Below are 17,367 nucleotides of genomic sequence, written 5' to 3' on the forward strand. Positions count from 1 at the left end.
CCCCGACCCCGACCCCGACCGAGACCGGGGTGAGCGCCCGGATCCACGACATCCAGGGCGACACCCGGGTGTCGCCGCTGGCGGGCAAGGCCGTCACCGGGGTGACCGGGATCGTCACCGGCGTCCGCACCTACGGCTCCAAGGGCTTCTGGATGCAGGACCCGCAGCCCGACGCCGACCCGGCGACCAGCGAGGGTGTCTTCGTCTTCACCAGCTCCACCCCCACCGTGGCGGTCGGTGACAGCGTGACCGTCTCCGGCACCGTCTCCGAGTACTACCCGGGCGGCGCCGCCTCCGGCATCCAGTCGGTCACCGAGATCTCCAAGCCCTCGGTGAAGGTGGTCTCCAGCGGCAACGCCCTGCCCGCCCCCGTGGTGCTCGACGACAGGAACGTCCCGGACGCCTTCGTCCCGAGCGTGGGCGGCGGCTCCATCGAGGACCTCCCGCTGCAGCCCCGCAGCTACGCACTCGACCTCTACGAGTCGCTGGAGGGCATGGACGTCCAGATCTCCGACACCCGGGTGGTCGGCGCCACCGACCCGTACAGCGAGCTGTGGGTGACGGTGAAGGGCGACCAGAACCCCACCAGGCGCGGCGGCACCTACTACCCGTCCTACGCCGACCCCAACTCCGGCCGCCTGATGGTGCAGTCGCTCGTCCCGACCGCCACCAGCGCGTTCCCCACCGCGAACGTCGGCGACACCCTCTCCGGCACCACCACCGGCCCGCTGGACTACAACCAGTACGCCGGCACCTACACCCTGGCCGCCCGCACCCTGGGCACCGTGACCTCCGGCGGTCTGCAGCGCGAGGTGACCGACAAGGCGAAGTCCAACGAGGTCGCCATCGCCACCTACAACGTGGAGAACCTCGACCCGACCGACCCGCAGTCCAAGTTCGACGCACTCGCCGCCGGCCTGGTCACCAACCTCCGCTCGCCCGACATCGTGGCCCTGGAGGAGATCCAGGACGACAACGGCGCCACCGACGACGGCACCGTCACGGCGGGCAAGACCCTGCAGAAGCTGGTGGACGCCATCGTGGCGGCCGGCGGCCCCCGCTACTCCTGGCGGTCCATCGACCCGCAGAACGACCAGGACGGCGGCGAGCCGGGCGGCAACATCCGCACCGCCTTCCTCTTCAACCCCGCGCGGGTGGGCTTCAACGACCGGGCGGGCGGCGACGCCACCACCGCTGTGGGGGTCACCGGCACGGGTGACGCGACGGCGCTGACCGTCTCGCCGGGACGGATCGCCCCGAACGACCCCGCGTGGAACAGCAGCCGGAAGCCGCTGGTGGGCGAGTTCACCTTCCGCGGCGACAAGCTCTTCGTGATCGCCAACCACTTCAACAGCAAGGGCGGCGACCAGAGCGTCGACAGCCGCTTCCAGTCGCCGGTCCGCAGCTCCGAGGTGCAGCGGGTGCGGCAGGCGATCCAGGAGCACGCCTTCGTGGAGCAGCTGGAGGCGGCCGACCCGGGGGCGAGGATCGTGGCGCTGGGCGACCTCAACGACTACCAGTTCTCCCCCGCGGTGACGACCCTCACCGGCAACGGCAGCGCCCTCACCGACCTGGTCAACACCCTGCCGGCCCGGGAGCGCTACTCCTACGTCTACGAGGGCAACTCCCAGGTGCTGGACCACATCCTGGTGAGCCCGGCGCTGAAGCACGCCGACTACGACGTGGTGCACATCAACTCCGAGTTCGCCGACCAGGCCAGCGACCACGACCCGCAGGTGGTCCGGATCAAGCCCTGACCGGCCGCTCCCTACCGCCGGTGCAGACCCGCCCGCCCCCGCTGCCGAGCCGCAGCGGGGGCGGGCGGCTGTCCGCACACGTCCCGACCCGCCGGCGGCGGACGGGTTCACGGGGGCGGTACCGGCTGCGGGGCGCTGCCGGGCCGCCCGCCGGTGTCCCCGGCGGCTCCGGGATCAGGCCTTGGTGGCGCGGTGCAGGGCGACGATCCCGCCGGTCAGATTGCGCCAGGCCACCCGGGACCAGCCCGCCTGCTGGAGCAGCGCCGCCAGCTCCGGCTGGTCGGGCCAGGCGCGGATCGACTCGGCCAGGTAGACATAGGCGTCGGGGTTGCTGCTGACCGCGGTGGCGACCGGCGGCAGGGCCCGCATCAGGTACTCGGTGTACAGGGTGCGGAAGGGCGCCCAGGTGGGGCTGGAGAACTCGCAGATCACCACCCTGCCGCCCGGCCGGGTCACCCGCAGCATCTCCCGCAGCGCGGCGTCGGTGTCCTGCACGTTGCGCAGCGCGAAGGAGATGGTCACGGCGTCGAAGGAGCCGTCGGCGAACGGCAGCCGGGTGGCGTCGCCCGCGGTCAGCGGCAGCTGCGGGTGCCGGCGCTTGCCCTCGCTGAGCATCCCCAGCGAGAAGTCGCAGGGCACCACCTGGGCGCCCACCGCGGCGAACGGCAGCGAGGAGGTGCCGGTGCCCGCGCCGAGGTCCAGCACCCGTTCACCGGGGCGGGCGCCGACCGCCCGCGCCACCGCCCTGCGCCAGGCCCGGGTCTGCCCCAGCGAGAGCACATCGTTGGTGAGGTCGTACTTGGCCGCGACATCGTCGAACATCGCGGCGACTTCATGAGGCTGCTTGTCCAGGGAAGCTCGGATCACGGGCCCATTCTTCACCGCCGGGCGGGGACGGGCCGCAGCCGGGCCTCAGCGGCGGGCGCGCCGTGCGCCGCCGCGCCGTTTGCGGCGGGTCCGGGCCGACAGGGCGGCGACCCCCTCGGCGGCGAAGACCGCCGTGGTGCGGACCGCCCCGCTGTGCGCTGCGAGGGCCCGCCGATGACGGCGGATGCGCACCAGGCACACCGTCAGCACCAGCAGCCCCACCGGCACGCTGGTCTGCGCCAGGCCGATGCCGGCCGGCTGCGGATAGCGCTGCCCGCAGACCCGGACGGCGGCCGGGTCCGCCTTGGCGTACTCCAGACAGACGGGGTCGCCCACCGCGGCGTCCTCGGGCAGCCGCAGGTCGGCGGCGTGCAGGGTGCGCCCGGCTGCGGGGTAGTCGACCTGGCTGTAGGTGGCGGTGCCGGACGCCAGCCGGGAGACGGTGCCGTGGACCTGCACAGGGTCGGCGGCGATGCGGTCGGCCTGGTTCAACTGGCGCCAGCCGAGCACGGCCATGCCGAGCGCCAGTACGGCGCCGAGCACGGCTGTGACGTACCAGCCACGGCCGATCCGGGGGACGGGCTCGGATCGCATCGTTCCTGCTTGCTGCCTGCGGGGCATGGGGGACGGACGGGTGGTGCGGACCGCCGCGGGGAACGGCGGTTTCCGGGATCGTAGCGGCCCGACGGCCTCCAGGTCACGGCCGGACGTGATCAACCCGGCTCGCCGGGGCGTCAGTTCGCCCCCGGCCGGGGCTCAGCGGCGGCGGTGGACCAGTCGTCCGGCCAGCACGGTCGCGATGCAGCTCGCCGCCCCGGCGGCGCGCAGCGCGGCCTCCGCGCCCTCGTCCGCGCCCACGTCCTCCGCGCCGTCGCCCACGGCCACCGCGAAGACCGCCAGATCCGCGCGGGCACCGACCGCCAGCGGCGTGTGCACCGCGGCAGCCGGTCCCGCCCGCAGCAGGTCGAAGGAGGGCTCCCCGGGGTCGCCCCCGGGCGGCGGCAGCAGCACCAGCCCGGAGCGGGCCACCGCGGTACGCACGGCGGGCCGCAGCAGCGGCCCGCGGACCGCCGTGGTGCCCCGGCTGAGCATCCGCTGCAGGCCCCGGCGGGCGCTGGCGCCCCAGCCCGCGTCGTCGAGGTCCAGCGCGGCCAGGGCCGCACCGGTGAGCGGCTCGGTGCCCAGCCGGTCGGCCTCCCTGGGGTCCGGGTGGTAGGCGTGCTCCAGCAGCATCGCGCCGTGCGGACTGCACAGCCCCGGCGTCAGCACCCCCTGCCAGCTGCGGGTGCGAGCGTCCGGGTAGGCCGCGGCCAGCTCGGCGTACGGGCCCAGCGCGGCGATGCGGTCGTCGCGCACCGCCACGGCCCCGTCGGGCAGCGGCGGTGCGCCGACGGGCAGCACCAGGTCGGCGCGGTGCAGGGTGAGCACGATCAGGCCGGCCGGCGGGTCAGTTGGTGGCGAGGATCGTCAGCTCGGGGTGGGCGGTGCCGCCCTCGATCGCGGTGGAGGCGATGTGGGAGGCCACCCTGGCGTCCACCGGGTCGTTCGCCGGGTCGTCGTGGACCACCAGGTGCTCATAGGTGGTGGCGCGCTGCGCCGGGGTGCGTCCGGCCGCCCGGATGAGGTGGATCAGCTCCAGCAGGTTGGAGCGGTGCTTGGCACCGGCGGAGGAGACCACGTTCTCCTCCAGCATCACCGAGCCCAGGTCGTCGGCGCCGTAGTGCAGCGTCAGCTGGCCGGCCTCCTTGCCGGTGGTCAGCCAGGAGCCCTGGATGTGGGCGACGTTGTCCAGGAAGAGCCGTGCGACGGCGATGATCCGCAGGTACTCGAAGACGGTGGCCTGGGTCCGGCCCTTCAGGTGGTTGTTCTGCGGCTGGTAGGTGTAGGGGATGAAGGCGCGGAAGCCGCCCGTGCGGTCCTGCACGTCGCGGATCATCCGCAGGTGCTCGATCCGCTCGGCGTTGGTCTCCCCGGTGCCCATCAGCATGGTGGTGGTGGACTCCACGCCCAGGTTGTGGGCGGTCTCCATGATCTCCAGCCAGCGCTCACCCGACTCCTTCAGCGGGGCGATCGCCCGGCGCGGCCGCTCGGGCAGCAGCTCGGCGCCCGCGCCGGCGAAGGAGTCCAGGCCCGCGGCGCGGATCCGGGAGATGGCCTCCTCCACGGAGACACCGGAGATCCGGGCCATGTGCTCCACCTCGGAGGCTCCCAGCGAGTGGATCACCAGCTGGGGGAAGGCCTCCTTGATGGCCGCGAAGTGCTTCTCGTAGTACTCCACGCCGTAGTCCGGGTGGTGGCCGCCCTGGAACATGATCTGAGTGCCGCCCAGCTCCACCGTCTCCGCGCAGCGGCGCAGGATCTCGTCCAGATCCCGCGACCAGCCCTTGTCGCTCTTGGGCGGGGCGTAGAAGGCGCAGAACTTGCACGCCGTCACACAGACGTTGGTGTAGTTGATGTTGCGCTCGATGATGTACGTGGCGATGTGCTCGGTGCCCGCGTAGCGACGGCGGCGCGCGGCGTCCGCGGCGGCGCCCAGGGCGTGCAGCGGCGCGTGGCGGTAGAGGTCGAGCGCCTCCTCCGGGGTGATCCGGCCGCCGGCCGCCGCGCGGTCGAGGACGGGCTGGAGGTCGTTCCCGGAGGGTGTGGCGTGGGGCGCTGCGGACTCGGACACCTGGCGTCCTTTCCTGTGGACGGGTCGTACGGATACGGCCGGCCGACCGCCGGACCAGCCTACGCCAGCGGGTGCACGGCTCCCCGGCAGCCCCGTTCGCGGTGGTCAGCCCTGTTTCGCCAGGTCGCCGGAGGGGTCTCCGGCGGCAGCGTCGGCGACGTCCAGGTGCAGGGTCCCGTCGGCGTTGAGGGTGTAGGTCTGGGTCTCCGGGGCGCCCAGGCACTGGGTGTTGCCGCCGGAGGGCTCCTCCCGGACCACGATGGTGCGGGCGTCGGCGGAGACCAGGGTGCCCCGGCCGAGGCAGTAGGCGCCCTTGGTCAGCTGGGAGTTGTTACGGGACTCGGTCACCACGGCGCCCTTGCCGCCCTGCCGGACCGTCAGCTGGAAGGTGCTGCTCAGCGGGATGAGCTTGGTGGTGATGTCCCCCTGCCAGCTGCCGACCATCGCGGCCGGCACCGCGCCGTCCTGAGGTGCGGCGGTGGCGGCGGTGCCCGTGGGCCTGCCGGTGGGGGCGGAGCCGGGGGTGCCGTGTCCGTACAGCAGGGCCAGCGCGACACCGCCCCCGGCCAGCGCCAGCACTCCCGCGGCGGCGGCCGCCCTGACGCCCGGTCGGGACCGCGGTGCGGGGACCGGATCCGGCCCCGCGCCGGGCGGGGTGGTCGTGTCGAGGGGGCCGGGTACCGCGGGCTCGGGCCCAGCGGTCGCGTCCGACGGGCCGGATGCCTCGGCCCGGGGCGGAGCGTCCTCCGGCTCCGGCCTAGCGGGGGCCCAGTCCTCGGGCGGCGGTCCGAAGGAGCCGCTCACCGGCGACACCCCCGACGTCCCACCGCTCCGGGCACCCTGCCCGGGCCACGGCGCGGCCGTCTCCACCGCCGCCTCGTCCTCCAGGTCCAGCAGCTCCGCCGCCCGCCGTCCGACGGAGGCCGAGAGCGCCGCGGGCAGCCAGCCGTCGCTCAGCAGCCGTACGGTCCCCTCACCGGCCGTCAGGGCGGCCCGCAGGCCGTCGGGTGTGGGCCGGGCGGAGGCGTCCTTGGCCAGGCACGCCTGCACGGCGTCCCGCAGCGGGCCGTCGGGCAGACCCGCCAGATCGGGCTCCTCGTGGAGCACCCGGTAGAGCAGCACCGCGGCGCTCACCCCGTCGCCGAACGGCGGGTTGCCGGTGGCCGCGTAGGCCAGCACCGCGCCCAGGGAGAAGACGTCACCGGCGGGGCCCGCCTCGCCCCCGGCCGCCTGCTCCGGCGACATGTACCCGGGCGAGCCCACGACGTACCCGGACCGGGTGAGACCGGTGGTGGCGTCCAGCGCACGGGCGATGCCGAAGTCGATCAGGCGGGGACCGTCCAGCGCCAGCAGCACGTTGGACGGCTTGACGTCACGGTGCACCAGTCCGGTGGCGTGCACCGCCGTCAGGGCCTCGGCCAGCCCGGAGCCCAGTGCCCGCACCGAGCGCTCCGGCAGCGGCCCGGCCTCCTTCACCGCCGCGTCCAGCGCGGGCCCGGCCACATAGCCGGTGGCGACCCAGGGCTGCTCGCCCTCGGTGTCCGCGTCCAGCACGGGCGCGGTCCAGGCGCCGCCCACCCGGCGGGCGGCGGCGATCTCCTGGCGGAAACGGGCCCGAAACTCCCCGTCGTCGGCCAGGTCGGTCCGCACCAGTTTCACCGCGACGGTGCGGCCGCCCGCGGTGCGGCCGAGATAGACGCGCCCCATCCCGCCCGCGCCCAGCCGCCGCAGCAGCCGGTAGCCGCCGACCTGCCGCGGGTCGCCCGGCCCCAGCGGTTCCATGGCACGCCCCCTCGCTCCGCTCGCCCGTGCCCTGCGGATCAGAAGGTACCCGCCGCAGACCCGGCCCGTACCGGGCGTCCCCGGCTTGTGCCGCACCTGCAACATGGGCGTCCGCCGACGGCGGATCAGGCCCGCGCGCCGGCCGGTGTCGTGGGGCCGGTGTCGTGGGGCCGGTGTCGTGGGGCCAGTGTCGTGGGGTTGCGCGGTGCCGCGGGGCGCATCGGCGCGTCCGCACGCCCCGGCGTACGGGCGGCGGCCGGCCCGGCGGTCCGCCGCGCGGGCCCGGGCGGCGTTCAGCTCTCCAGCAGGCGCACCCGGACGTCCGACGGGAAGCCCGAGTCATGGCCGACCCGGCGGGCGAACTCGGCGATGCCGGACAGCTGACTGTCGCCCAGGGAGAAGTCCAGCGCCTCGGTGAAGTACCGCTCCAGTACGCCGTGCTCGAAGGGCTCCCAGCGGGAGGCGTGCTCGGCGACCTTGGGGGCCTCGACCAGCGAGAGGTCCCGCGACTCCACGAACGCCCGCTGCACCTCGCGCACGACCTCCGGGTGCTGCTCGGCGAACTCGCGCCGGGCCGCCCAGACGGCGAAGACGAACGGCAGCCCCGTCCAGTCCTTCCACATGGCGCCCAGGTCGTGGACCTCCAGGCCCAGTCGCGGCGCCTCGTAGAGGTTGGCCCGCAGCGCCGCGTCGCCGATCAGTACGGCGGCGTCCGCCTCCCGCATCATCTCGCCCAGGTCGGGCGGGCAGCTGAAGTACTCGGGCCGCACCCCCTCGCGCTCCTCCAGCAGCAGCTGCGCCAGCCGGACCGAGGTGCGGCTGGTGGAGCCCAGGGCCACCCGTCGCCCGTCCAGCCGGCTCAGCGGCACCTGGCTGACGATCACACAGCTCATCACCGGACCGTCGCTGCCGACCGCGATGTCGGGCAGCACCAGCAGGTCGTCGGCGTGGCGCAGGTACTCCACGCAGGTGATGGGACCGATGTCGAGATCCCCCGTCACCAGTTGGTCGCTCAGCTTCTCGGGGGTGTCCCGGGTGAGGTCCAGATCGAGAAGGCTCCCGGTCCTGGCCAGCCCCCAGTAGATGGGGAGGCAGTTCAGGAACTGGATGTGGCCCACCCGGGGCCGCGTGGGTAGGGCGGGGTGGCCGCCGTCGGCAGTTGTAGTGTCCACCCTCCGCAGGTTATGCCTGCCGCTCCCGGGGCCCTCGGCGGGGGCCCGGCGGGTCCGGCGGGAGTGGGGTGCGACACACCCGTACGCGCGTATGTCATCCCTGGCCGTGACGCAAGGTGCGTGCTACGGTTGCCCGCAGTTGCAGTTTGATTTCCCTTGCAGTACTTGAAGCCTGCGGAGCATGTGACCGCGGGCTTTTCGTAGTTTTTCAGCACTACGCAGAAACTCCGGATGAACTTCCGGAGGCAGGGCGATCAGCGCAGCGGACCGGGGGCCACGCGGTGTGGTTCCCTTCACGTCCCTCGCAAGGAGAACGGTATGGCGACCGGAACCGTCAAGTGGTTCAACGCCGAGAAGGGCTTCGGCTTCATCGCCCAGGAGGGCGGCGGCCCCGACGTCTTCGTCCACTACTCCGCCATCAACGCGAACGGTTTCCGCTCGCTGGAGGAGAACCAGAACGTTTCGTTCGACGTGACTCAGGGCCCCAAGGGCCCGCAGGCGGAGAACGTCAGCGTCATCTGACCATCCTCTGATCGCCCGGAGCCCGTGAACCGCCCAGTGCGGACCGGCGCTCCATTCGGTGGCCACGACGAGCACCACCCAAGGGGGCCCGCGCGTATCCGTACGCGACGGGCCCCCTGCCTTGTGCCTCGGGGGCTTTGACCGCCCGAAGTTATACGTATAACTTCGGACGGGTGCGCTATCTCACCCTGCTCCGCGGTCCCCATGTCGCCCGGCTGCTCACCGGCACCCTCGTCGGCCGGCTGCCGGCGGGGATGACCGCGCTGGTCATCGCGCTGGCCCTGCGGGAGGCGCAGGCCCCCTACAGCCGCATCGGGGCGGTGACCGCCGCGTACGCCGTGGCCGCCGCACTCGGCGGCCCGGTGCTGGGGCGGATGGTGGACCGGGCGGGACAGCCCCGGGTGCTGGTGGCGTCGGCCGTGGCGGCCGGACTCGGCTATGCGCTGCTGGCGGTCGCCCCGGGCGACGCCGCCGCAGCGTTCGGCGGAGCGGCGCTCGCCGGGCTGGCGATGCCCCCGCTGGAGCCCTGCCTGCGCGCCCTGTGGCCGGACATCGTGGACGAGCGGCAGCTGGACACCGCCTACGCCCTGGACTCCGCCTCCCAGCAACTGCTCTATGTGGTCGGCCCGCTGGCCGTGGCCGTCACCGCGGCCGCCGCCTCGCCGACGGCGGCGCTGTGGATCGCCGCCGGACTGGGCCTCGCCGGAGCCCTGGTGGTGGCCACCGCCGCTCCCGCCCGCGCCTGGACCGCACCGCCCCGTGACACCGCGGGCGGCGCCGGGCTGCTGGGGCCGCTGCGCTCCACCGGTCTGGTGCTGCTGCTGGTGGGCCTGGCCGGGGCCGGCTGGGCGCTGGGCTCCCAGGCGGTGCTGTACGTGGCCTACGCCGAGGCCCACCACGGCGGGCTTCCCGGCGGCGCCGGGACCCTGCTGGCGGTCGCCGCCTTCGGCGGCCTGGTCGGCGCCCTGGTGTACGGCGCGGTGCCCTGGCGCGCCGGCACGGCCACCCGCACCTGGGCCCTGGCCTCGCTGATGGCCGCCGGCTTCCTCTCCCTGGTACTGCTGCCCTCCCCCGCCGTGATGACGGCGCTCTCCTTCCTCACCGGCCTGGGCCTGGCCCCGCTGCTGGCCGCCGCCTTCGTGCTGATCGGCGAACTGGCGCCGCCGGGCACCACCACCGAGGCCTTCGCCTGGCTGGTCACCGTGATCTCCACCGGCAACGCGGCCGGCGCCGCCGTCTCCGGCGTCCTGGTCGACGGCTCGTTGCGGGCCGCAGCGCTGTGCGGCGCGGCGGGCATCACGGTGAGTGCGCTGCTGCTCTTCGGCGCGCGCCGGCGTCTGGTACCACCCGCCCGCGCGGTGCGCCTGCCCGAGCAGCGGCGTGCAGCCGAGGGGGCCTCCATAGCGCCGCTGGGCTAGCTAGTCTGGGGGCCGTGACCGCTCTGCCCGACTGGATGCAGCCGCCGCGCGCCGAGGGGTGGTTCGCGGAGGACCTGGACCGCATTCCGGAGGCCCCGCGCCACACGGAGCTGATCGACGGAGCTCCGGTGTTCCAGAGGTCACCGCAACGTGTCTGGCACAGCCGCCTCGTCACGGCCCTCACCACCGCGCTCACCGCCCAGGCCCCCAACGGGACGGAGATCGACCGGGAGATCGGCATCCGGCTGGACGCACGCAACCGGCCGGAACCCGACGTACTCGCCGTCACGGCGCCCTACGACCCGGACCGCACCTTCCACAGGCCGGCCGATGTCGAGCTGGTCGTGGAGGTCGTCTCCCCGGAGTCGGCCCATCGCGACCGTGTGGTCAAGCTGCGCAAGTACGCCGAGGCCGGGATCGTCCACTACTGGCGCATCGAGGAGGAGTACGGCCTCCCGGTCGTGCACGTCCATGAGCTGGACGGCCCCACCGGCCGCTACGCCCCCACCGGAATCGTCCGGAACCGGCTGAAGGTGTCCCTCCCGTTCCCGGTCGACCTCGACCTCAGCGCGCTGCTGCCGAGGCGGTAGAGGCCCGCACCACCAGGGAGGTGGGCAGCGGGCCGGGCGGGTCGACGTGGTCGCCCCGCAGCAGGGCGGCGAGCGCCGCGACCCCGTGCCGTCCGAGCTCCTCACCGGGGAGGTCGACGGTGGTCAGCGGCGGGGTGAGCAGTTCCGCGGCGGTGACGTTGTCCATGCCGATGACGGAGACGTCCGCGGGGATGGCAAGGCCCAGAACCGCGGCCGCCTGGTAGAGCCCGGAGGCGACCACGTCGTCGTCGCACACCACGGCACGCGGGCGGTCGGGGCGGTCCAGCAGGGTGCGGGCGGCGCTGCGGGCGGCGGCCAGGCCCTCGTTGAGGCTGACTCCGACCTCCACCACCTCCAGCCCCCGCGCCGCCTGCTCGAAGGCGGCCTGCCGGGAGCGGAAGGTGTGCGCGGACAGGGTCGAGCGCAGATGGCCGATGCGGCGGTGGCCGAGGGCCACCAGGTGCTCCACGGCGGCGCGCATACCGCCGGCGACGTCGAGTTCCACGGTGAGCCGCCGGGCGGCGCCGCGGCCGTGGGCGGGATCGGAGTCCAGGAAGACCACCGGGGTGGACTCGGGGAGTTCACCGAGCTGGCTGTCGTCCGGTGAGCAGACCACCAGGCCGTCGAACTGGCTGGTGGTGGTGGCCTGGGCGAGGGTCGCGCTGCTCCAGCCGGAGCTGACGACGACCGCCAGCCCGTGCCGGCCCGCCTCCGCATGGGCGCCCTCCAGGACGCGGGCGAAGAACGGCCCGAGGATGTTGGGCACCGCCAGCAGGATCAGCCCGGTCCGGCCGAGCCGCAGCTGCCGGCCCGCGGCGTGCGGGCGGTAGTCCAGGGTGCGGGCGGCGTCCCGGACCCGCTGCCGGGTCGCCTCGGAGACCCGGTGGGCGCCACCGCCCTCGGAGAAGACCAGTGAGACGGTGGCCTGCGAGACGCCGGCCAGGCGTGCCACGTCGCGGCCCGTGGGGCGGCGTTCGGGATCCTGCTGCACCGGGGCCGCAGGGTCAGGCGGAGGCGGGTCGGTCGCTGCGCACCGTCTCGCCGGCACTGGCCCGGTTGGCCTCGTCCAGCGCGTCCTCCTCGGCGTTCTGCGCGGCGATCCGCTCGGCGGTGCGGGAGCGCATCCCGGCCACCTTGCCGACGATCTGCTCGGACATCTCGTCGCGCTGGCGGCTCAGCACCACATAGCTGATCGGCGCCGAGACCAGCGCGGCCAGCAGCAGCAGGAAGACATAGCCCGCCTCACCGGCCACGGGGATGATCCCGTAGTGGGCGAGCAGAACGGCGACCATGAAGCAGACGGCGAAGATCACAGCCCTCATGGACGTATAGCGGAGCGTGGCGTGCGACTTGCTCACCGTTGACCTTCCTCTCGTACCGCTCACGGCCGACACACGGCGGCCCCTGCTCCAGTCAAGCACGCCCGGGGCGCTGCCCCGGGACGGGGCCGCTGTCCCGGAGGTCGAGCCACATGGAGACGTCGTCCCGGTCGTCGCCCTCGGCCACCCGGATCCCCCCGGGCACCCGGCCCACCTCGGTGTAGCCGCTGCGGCCGTAGAACCGCTCCAGGCCCAGGCCACCGCGGAGGGTGAGCTTCAGGCCGGCCAGGCCCCAGTCCCGGGCGGTGCGCTCGGCCTCGGCGAGCAGGGCCGCGCCGTAGCCCCGGCCCTGGAAGTCGGGATGGACCATGACCCGCTTCAGCAGCCGCCAGTGCTCCATCAGGTCGAAGCGCTGCGACTCGAAGAAGACCACCCCGGCCAGCCGCCCGGTGGCGGCGTCCCAGGCGGTGAGCAGCCGGTCGGGCCCGTCGGCGACCCCTGCCAGCTGGCGCCGGGCCACGGGCAGCACCTGCTCGGCGGTGACCGGCGGCACGAAGCCGACGGCGCCGCCGGCGTTGCTGACGTCGGTCCACAGCTCGACCAGCTGCTCCTGCAGCTCCGGGGTCACCTCGGGATCGAGGACGAAAGTCAGGTCCATAATCACCGAGCTTAGGGCAGCTTCCCGGGCATCCCGGAGGCGCCCTTCACCGCGGCCCCGGCCGTCACCGCGCCGCCGCCGGCCGCCGGATGCAGCCGCGAGGCATCGCCCCCGTACGGCAGCCGTACGACGCGGGAAGCCGTGGCCCGGCGCCCCGGGGCGGGGTGCCGGGCCACGGCTTCCGTCGCGCAGGCGCGCCTCGCCCTCGGGGGGTCAGAGGCGCATCGCCTGGGGCTGCTCGCGCAGCTGCAGGTCGGGGCCGTCGTACTCGCGGATGATCTCGTAGCGGGTGTTGCGCTCCACCGGGCGGAACCCGGCCTCGCGGATCAGCTCCAGCAGATCCTCACGGCTGAGCTTGTTGGGCGTGCCGTAGTTGTCCGCATCGTGGGTGATCTTGTACTCGACCACCGAGCCGTCCATGTCGTCGGCGCCGTGGCTGAGCGCCAGCTGGGCGGTGGTGACGCCGTGCATCACCCAGAACACCTTCACATGCGGGACGTTGTCGAAGAGCAGCCGGGAGACGGCGAAGGTCTTCAGCGCCTCGGCGCCGGTGGCCATCTGCGTCCGCTCCTGCAGCCGGTTGCGGATCTTCCCGTCCTTGGAGTCGTGGAAGTCGTGCTGGTAGCGCAGCGGGATGAAGACCTGGAAGCCGCCGGTCTCGTCCTGCAGCTCACGCAGCCGCAGCACATGGTCCACCCGGTGACGGGGCTCCTCGATGTGCCCGTAGAGCATGGTGCAGGGGGTCTTGAGGCCCTTGCTGTGCGCCAGCCGGTGGATCCGCGACCAGTCCTCCCAGTGGGTGTCGTGGTCGACGATGTGCTGCCGCACCTCCCAGTCGAAGATCTCCGCGCCGCCGCCGGTGAGCGACTCCAGGCCGGCGTCGATCAGCTCGTCCAGGATCTCGTCGGCCGGCATGCCGCTGATCCGCTCGAACCAGTGGATCTCGGTGGCGGTGAACGCCTTCAGCGCCACGCTCTCCGGCAGCGCCTTCTTCAGCTCCCGCAGCGAGCGGGGATAGTAGCGCCAGGGCAGCGTGGGGTGCAGGCCGTTGACGATGTGCAGCTCGGTGAGCTGGTCGTTCTCCATGGCCTTGGCGAGGCGCACGGCCTCCTCGATGCGCATGGTGTACGCGTCCTTCTCGCCCGGCTTGCGCTGGAAGGAGCAGTAGGCGCAGGAGGCACTGCACACATTGGTCATGTTGAGGTGACGGTTGACGTTGAAGTGGACGACGTCGCCGTTCTTCTGCGTCCGCACGTGGTGTGCCAGCCCGCCCAGCCAGGCCAGGTCGTCGCTCTCGTACAGTGCGACGCCGTCCTCGCGGGACAGCCGCTCGCCTGCGAGGACCTTGGCCTCCAGCTCACGCTTGAGCCCTGCGTCCATGTGCGTCTCCGCCTCCTCTTCGGTACCGGGTGAAACCCTCTGAGCCTACGCCTGCGGCCTGCTCAGACCGCGAGCAGCTCCGCCAGCAGCTGCGGGTCGACATTGCCGCCGCTCACCACGGCGACATGGGTACGGCCCGGCGGCAGCTCGCCGCGCCGGAAGAGGTGGGCCGCCGTGGCGACCGCCCCGGACGGCTCGGCCACGATCCTGGCCCGCCGGGCGAGCACGGCGGCCGCGGCCCTGATCTCGTCCTCACTGACCGTCACGATGTCGTCCACATACGCCTGGACGTGCTCGAAGGGCAGCCTGCCCAGTGAGGTGGTGCGCAGTCCGTCGGCGATGGTGCGGTACGTCCGCTCCACCGGCCAGCGCGTCAACTCCCCGGTGCGCAGGGACTGCTGGGCGTCGGCGGCGAGCTCGGGCTCCACCCCGACCACCCTGACCCCCGGCATGGTCAGCTTGAGCGCGGCGGCCGTCCCGGCGATCAGTCCGCCGCCGCTCACCGGCACCAGCACGGTGTCCAGCGCCAGGCCCAGCGCTGCGGCGTCCTCGGCGATCTCCAGCCCGGTCGTGCCCTGCCCGGCGATGACGTACGGGTCGTCGTACGGCGGCACATGGACATAGCCGTACTCCTCGACCAGCTCCAGCGGGACGGTGTCCCGCTCCTCCGGCGTCACCAGCCGCACCTCGACCCCGTAGGAGCGAGTGGCCTCCACCTTGACGGCGGGTGAGGTGTCCGGCATCACGATCACGGCCTTGATGCCGAGCAGCCGCGCCGCGTACGCCACCGCCTGGGCGTGGTTGCCGCTGGACTGCGCGACCACACCCCGGGCGGCCTCCTCCGGGGTGAGCGCGGCCAGCCGGTTGTAGGCGCCGCGCGTCTTGAAGGCGCCGGTGGGCTGGAGGTTCTCCGGCTTGAGGTACAGGCTGCCGTGCTCGTCGTCGGCCCAGGGGCAGGGCAGCAGCGGGGTGCGCACCGCGACGCCCGCGATCCGCTCCCGTGCCTGTGCCAGCTCCGCCAGTCCCACCAGTGCCATCAGGTCACCCCTTCTTCGATACGCCTACCGCCGGTCGGCGTCGTCCTCCGGCGGCGTACTCACCCTGTTCTCCCACTTGGTCGACAGGACCACGGTGGTGCGCGTCCTGGCCACACCGCGGGTGCCCGACAGCCGTTTGACCACCGACTCCAGCCCGTCGACGTCCGACACCCGGACCTTGAGCATGTAGGAGTCGTCGCCGGCGATGAACCAGCAGTCCTCCACCTCGCCCAGGTCCTTCAGCCGCCGCGCCACGTCCTCGTGGTCCGCCGCGTCACTCAGCTGCAGACCGATCAGGGCGGTGACCCCGAAGCCCAGGGAGGCCGGGTTGACGGTGGCCCGGTAGCCGGTGATCACCCCCGCCTGCTCCAGCCGGTTGATGCGGTCGGTGACGCTGGGGCCGGAGAGCCCCACCAGCCGACCCAGCTCCGCATAGGAGGCGCGGCCGTTCTCCCGCAGGGCCTGGATGAGCTGCCGGTCCACCGCGTCCATGCTGTGCTCTTTCACCTACACGGACCTTCCCATCGTTGCCGAACCCGCGCTTCGGCATTTGGAGTCAAAGGCTCCGGGCCGCGGCGGCCCGGAAGTTCCAAGAACATACTCTGCCGGGCGGCCACCGCTCATCTTCCCTCGGCAGACGCACGGGCCTCCCCCAGCGATCCCCGCCAGCGCCGGTAGAGCGAGTGCTCCACGCCCACCGCGTCCAGCACCCGGCCCGCCACGAAGTCCACCAGCTGCTGTGCGGTGGAACCGCCCGCGTAGAAGGCGGGCGAGGCGGGCAGCACCACGGCCCCGGCGTCGTCCAGCGCCACCAGATGGCGCAGCGTCTGCCCGTTGAGAGGGGTCTCGCGCACCGCCACCACCAGCGGCCGGCGCTCCTTGAGCGTGACACTGGCGGCGCGCTGCAGCAGGTCCTTGGAGAGGCCCAGGGCGATCCCGGCGACGGCGGCGGTACTGGCGGGCACCACGAGCATGCCCTTCACCGGGTACGAGCCGCTGGACGGCCCCGCCGCCAGGTCACCCGCCGGCCAGTGGCGGACCCGGTCCGGGTCGACATCGACGGTGCCCGGCGCGGGCGAGTCGCCCAAGCCCTGCTCCAGCCACTTGCGCAGGTCCTGCTGCCAGTGCGCGTCACGGAAGGAGACACCGGTCTCGTCCAGCACGGTCAGCCGCGCCGCCCGGCTCACCACCAGGTCGACGTCCTCCCCGGCTGCCAGCAGCCCCCGGATCACCGCGGCCGCGTACGGCGTCCCGGAGGCCCCGGACACGCCGACCACCCATGGCCGCCGTGGCCGTCCCCGGTGCTCCGTCGCCGCTGACTCAGCCATCCACAGCACTTTACCTTCGATCCGAAGGCGGCGACCTGCGGATACGCTCCCCTCATGAGCACTCTGGTGGACCTGTCCGTCCCTGTCTTCACCGGTATGCCCGTCTATCCCGGAGACCCCGAGGTCTCCATCGCCCCCGCACTGCGGGCCGCCGAGGACGGGGTGAACGTGCTGCGGCTCCACCTGGGCTCCCAGTCGGGCACCCATGTCGACGCGCCGTTCCACGTCGACGACGGCTGGCCGACCCTGGAGGGTCTGCCGCTGGACCTCTTCACCGGCCCCGCCGTGGTCGCCGACGTCCGCGGTCTCGCGCCCGCCGCCGCCATCACCCCGGACCACCTCTCGGCCGCCCTGCCGAGGCTCGGGCCCGGCGTCATCCTGGTGCTCTGCACCGGCTGGGCCGCCCACTGGGAGACCGACCGCTACCTCGCCCACCCGTGGCTCACCGCCGAGGCCGCCCAGGCCGTCGTGGACACGGGGACCCGCACCGTCGCGGTGGACGCCCTCAGCGTGGACCCGAGCCTGGAACCCGGCAGCACGCTGCCCGCCCACCGCGTCCTGTGCGGCGCGGGCGCGGTGATCGCCGAGAACCTCACCAACCTCGACCCGGTCGCCGAGGCGGACGCCGCCGGGCGCCCGGTCGAGCTCTCCCTCTTCCCGGTGCGCCTCACCGCCGCCGACGGAGCCCCCGTCCGCGCCGTCGCCCGGCTGGGCTGACCCCGGACGCCGTGGCGCCCGGAGCCGGTGCGGCTCCGGGCGCCCCCGGGTGTGCGGGTGTGTCAGGCCCGGCCGCAGGGTGACCCGCCCAGGGTGAAGGCGGTCGGGGATGCGTCACTGGTGTTCCAGGTGCCCTGGAAGCCGAAGGA

The 17,367-nt window shown here is 73.5% G+C and carries 19 protein-coding genes; 5 read left to right on the top strand and 14 right to left on the bottom strand.

Annotated features, from left to right (window positions below):
* Positions 1-1,757 (top strand): endonuclease/exonuclease/phosphatase family protein (locus tag AOK09_RS20215; protein WP_055588623.1); only part of this gene is annotated, 1,757 nt, incomplete at its 5' end.
* Positions 1,758-1,931: 174 nt separating this feature from the next.
* Here the strand turns inward: AOK09_RS20215 and AOK09_RS20220 are convergent.
* The 6 genes from AOK09_RS20220 to AOK09_RS20245 form a co-directional block, all read right to left on the bottom strand.
* Positions 1,932-2,624, bottom strand: a complete 693-nt coding sequence (locus AOK09_RS20220; protein ID WP_055588624.1) for a demethylmenaquinone methyltransferase — start codon at positions 2,622-2,624, stop codon at positions 1,932-1,934.
* Positions 2,625-2,669: 45 nt separating this feature from the next.
* On the bottom strand, positions 2,670-3,218 hold the full coding sequence (locus tag AOK09_RS20225; RefSeq protein ID WP_055588625.1) for a hypothetical protein: 549 nt from the start codon (positions 3,216-3,218) through the stop codon (positions 2,670-2,672).
* Between the two features lie 162 nt (positions 3,219-3,380).
* Complete coding sequence (locus tag AOK09_RS20230; RefSeq protein WP_055588626.1) at positions 3,381-4,052, bottom strand: imidazolonepropionase-like domain-containing protein; 672 nt, start codon at positions 4,050-4,052, stop codon at positions 3,381-3,383.
* A 19-nt stretch (positions 4,053-4,071) separates the two neighbouring features.
* Positions 4,072-5,295, bottom strand: coding sequence for a cyclic dehypoxanthinyl futalosine synthase (mqnC, locus tag AOK09_RS20235; protein ID WP_055588627.1), 1,224 nt, complete (start codon positions 5,293-5,295; stop codon positions 4,072-4,074).
* Between the two features lie 105 nt (positions 5,296-5,400).
* Positions 5,401-7,077: a serine/threonine-protein kinase gene (locus tag AOK09_RS20240; protein WP_055588628.1), complete on the bottom strand. Its 1,677-nt coding sequence runs from the start codon at positions 7,075-7,077 to the stop codon at positions 5,401-5,403.
* Positions 7,078-7,370: 293 nt separating this feature from the next.
* Entirely contained in the window at positions 7,371-8,249 is an 879-nt protein-coding gene (locus AOK09_RS20245) for a menaquinone biosynthetic enzyme MqnA/MqnD family protein (protein ID WP_055588629.1), read from the bottom strand.
* Between the two features lie 318 nt (positions 8,250-8,567).
* Here AOK09_RS20245 and AOK09_RS20250 point away from each other — a divergent pair, with 318 nt between their 5' ends.
* The 3 genes from AOK09_RS20250 to AOK09_RS20260 all read left to right on the top strand — a co-directional run bounded on the left by AOK09_RS20250 (position 8,568) and on the right by AOK09_RS20260 (position 10,779).
* The gene (locus AOK09_RS20250) at positions 8,568-8,771 is read left to right on the top strand and encodes a cold-shock protein (protein ID WP_055588630.1); all 204 of its coding nucleotides are present in this window, start codon (positions 8,568-8,570) and stop codon (positions 8,769-8,771) included.
* A gap of 173 nt (positions 8,772-8,944) precedes the next feature.
* Entirely contained in the window at positions 8,945-10,189 is a 1,245-nt protein-coding gene (locus AOK09_RS20255; RefSeq protein ID WP_055588631.1) for an MFS transporter, read from the top strand.
* 14 nt (positions 10,190-10,203) lie between these two features.
* Positions 10,204-10,779, top strand: a complete 576-nt coding sequence (locus tag AOK09_RS20260; RefSeq protein ID WP_055588632.1) for a Uma2 family endonuclease — start codon at positions 10,204-10,206, stop codon at positions 10,777-10,779.
* Here AOK09_RS20260 and AOK09_RS20265 read toward each other — a convergent pair.
* From AOK09_RS20265 to AOK09_RS20295, 7 genes are all read right to left on the bottom strand, one after another.
* Entirely contained in the window at positions 10,754-11,731 is a 978-nt protein-coding gene (locus AOK09_RS20265) for a LacI family DNA-binding transcriptional regulator (protein ID WP_055588633.1), read from the bottom strand. The genes AOK09_RS20260 and AOK09_RS20265 overlap by 26 nt on opposite strands.
* A 52-nt stretch (positions 11,732-11,783) precedes the next feature.
* Complete coding sequence (locus AOK09_RS20270) at positions 11,784-12,137, bottom strand: DUF4229 domain-containing protein (RefSeq protein WP_245687384.1); 354 nt, start codon at positions 12,135-12,137, stop codon at positions 11,784-11,786.
* Positions 12,138-12,192: 55 nt separating this feature from the next.
* Positions 12,193-12,756 carry a GNAT family N-acetyltransferase gene (locus tag AOK09_RS20275; protein ID WP_055588634.1) on the bottom strand — a complete coding sequence of 188 codons (564 nt, stop codon included), beginning with the start codon at positions 12,754-12,756 and terminating at the stop codon, positions 12,193-12,195.
* 213 nt (positions 12,757-12,969) lie between these two features.
* Positions 12,970-14,136 carry an aminofutalosine synthase MqnE gene (gene mqnE, locus AOK09_RS20280; protein WP_055588635.1) on the bottom strand — a complete coding sequence of 389 codons (1,167 nt, stop codon included), beginning with the start codon at positions 14,134-14,136 and terminating at the stop codon, positions 12,970-12,972.
* A 62-nt stretch (positions 14,137-14,198) separates the two neighbouring features.
* Positions 14,199-15,173, bottom strand: a complete 975-nt coding sequence (locus tag AOK09_RS20285) for a threonine ammonia-lyase (RefSeq protein ID WP_055588636.1) — start codon at positions 15,171-15,173, stop codon at positions 14,199-14,201.
* 24 nt (positions 15,174-15,197) lie between these two features.
* Positions 15,198-15,665: an Lrp/AsnC family transcriptional regulator gene (locus AOK09_RS20290; protein ID WP_055588637.1), complete on the bottom strand. Its 468-nt coding sequence runs from the start codon at positions 15,663-15,665 to the stop codon at positions 15,198-15,200.
* Between the two features lie 128 nt (positions 15,666-15,793).
* Positions 15,794-16,501, bottom strand: a complete 708-nt coding sequence (locus AOK09_RS20295) for a UbiX family flavin prenyltransferase (protein ID WP_055588638.1) — start codon at positions 16,499-16,501, stop codon at positions 15,794-15,796.
* Between the two features lie 54 nt (positions 16,502-16,555).
* Here AOK09_RS20295 and AOK09_RS20300 point away from each other — a divergent pair, with 54 nt between their 5' ends.
* On the top strand, positions 16,556-17,218 hold the full coding sequence (locus AOK09_RS20300) for a cyclase family protein (protein WP_055588639.1): 663 nt from the start codon (positions 16,556-16,558) through the stop codon (positions 17,216-17,218).
* Between the two features lie 62 nt (positions 17,219-17,280).
* Here AOK09_RS20300 and AOK09_RS43705 read toward each other — a convergent pair.
* Positions 17,281-17,367 (bottom strand): hypothetical protein (locus tag AOK09_RS43705; RefSeq protein WP_217698457.1); only part of this gene is annotated, 87 nt, incomplete at its 5' end.

The sequence above is a fragment of the Peterkaempfera griseoplana genome, from assembly GCF_001418575.1.
Classification (GTDB): domain Bacteria; phylum Actinomycetota; class Actinomycetes; order Streptomycetales; family Streptomycetaceae; genus Peterkaempfera; species Peterkaempfera griseoplana.

Excerpts from the sequence above, each read along its gene's own strand:
- AOK09_RS20225 (WP_055588625.1), bottom strand. The coding sequence starts at position 3,218 with ATGCGATCCGAGCCCGTCCCCCGGATCGGCCGTGGCTGGTACGTCACA.
- AOK09_RS20240 (WP_055588628.1), bottom strand. The coding sequence starts at position 7,077 with ATGGAACCGCTGGGGCCGGGCGACCCGCGGCAGGTCGGCGGCTACCGG.
- AOK09_RS20250 (WP_055588630.1), top strand. The coding sequence starts at position 8,568 with ATGGCGACCGGAACCGTCAAGTGGTTCAACGCCGAGAAGGGCTTCGGC.
- AOK09_RS20275 (WP_055588634.1), bottom strand. The coding sequence starts at position 12,756 with ATGGACCTGACTTTCGTCCTCGATCCCGAGGTGACCCCGGAGCTGCAG.
- mqnE (WP_055588635.1), bottom strand. The coding sequence starts at position 14,136 with ATGGACGCAGGGCTCAAGCGTGAGCTGGAGGCCAAGGTCCTCGCAGGC.
- AOK09_RS20285 (WP_055588636.1), bottom strand. The coding sequence starts at position 15,173 with ATGGCACTGGTGGGACTGGCGGAGCTGGCACAGGCACGGGAGCGGATC.
- AOK09_RS20290 (WP_055588637.1), bottom strand. The coding sequence starts at position 15,665 with ATGGACGCGGTGGACCGGCAGCTCATCCAGGCCCTGCGGGAGAACGGC.
- AOK09_RS20295 (WP_055588638.1), bottom strand. The coding sequence starts at position 16,501 with ATGGCTGAGTCAGCGGCGACGGAGCACCGGGGACGGCCACGGCGGCCA.
- AOK09_RS20300 (WP_055588639.1), top strand. The coding sequence starts at position 16,556 with ATGAGCACTCTGGTGGACCTGTCCGTCCCTGTCTTCACCGGTATGCCC.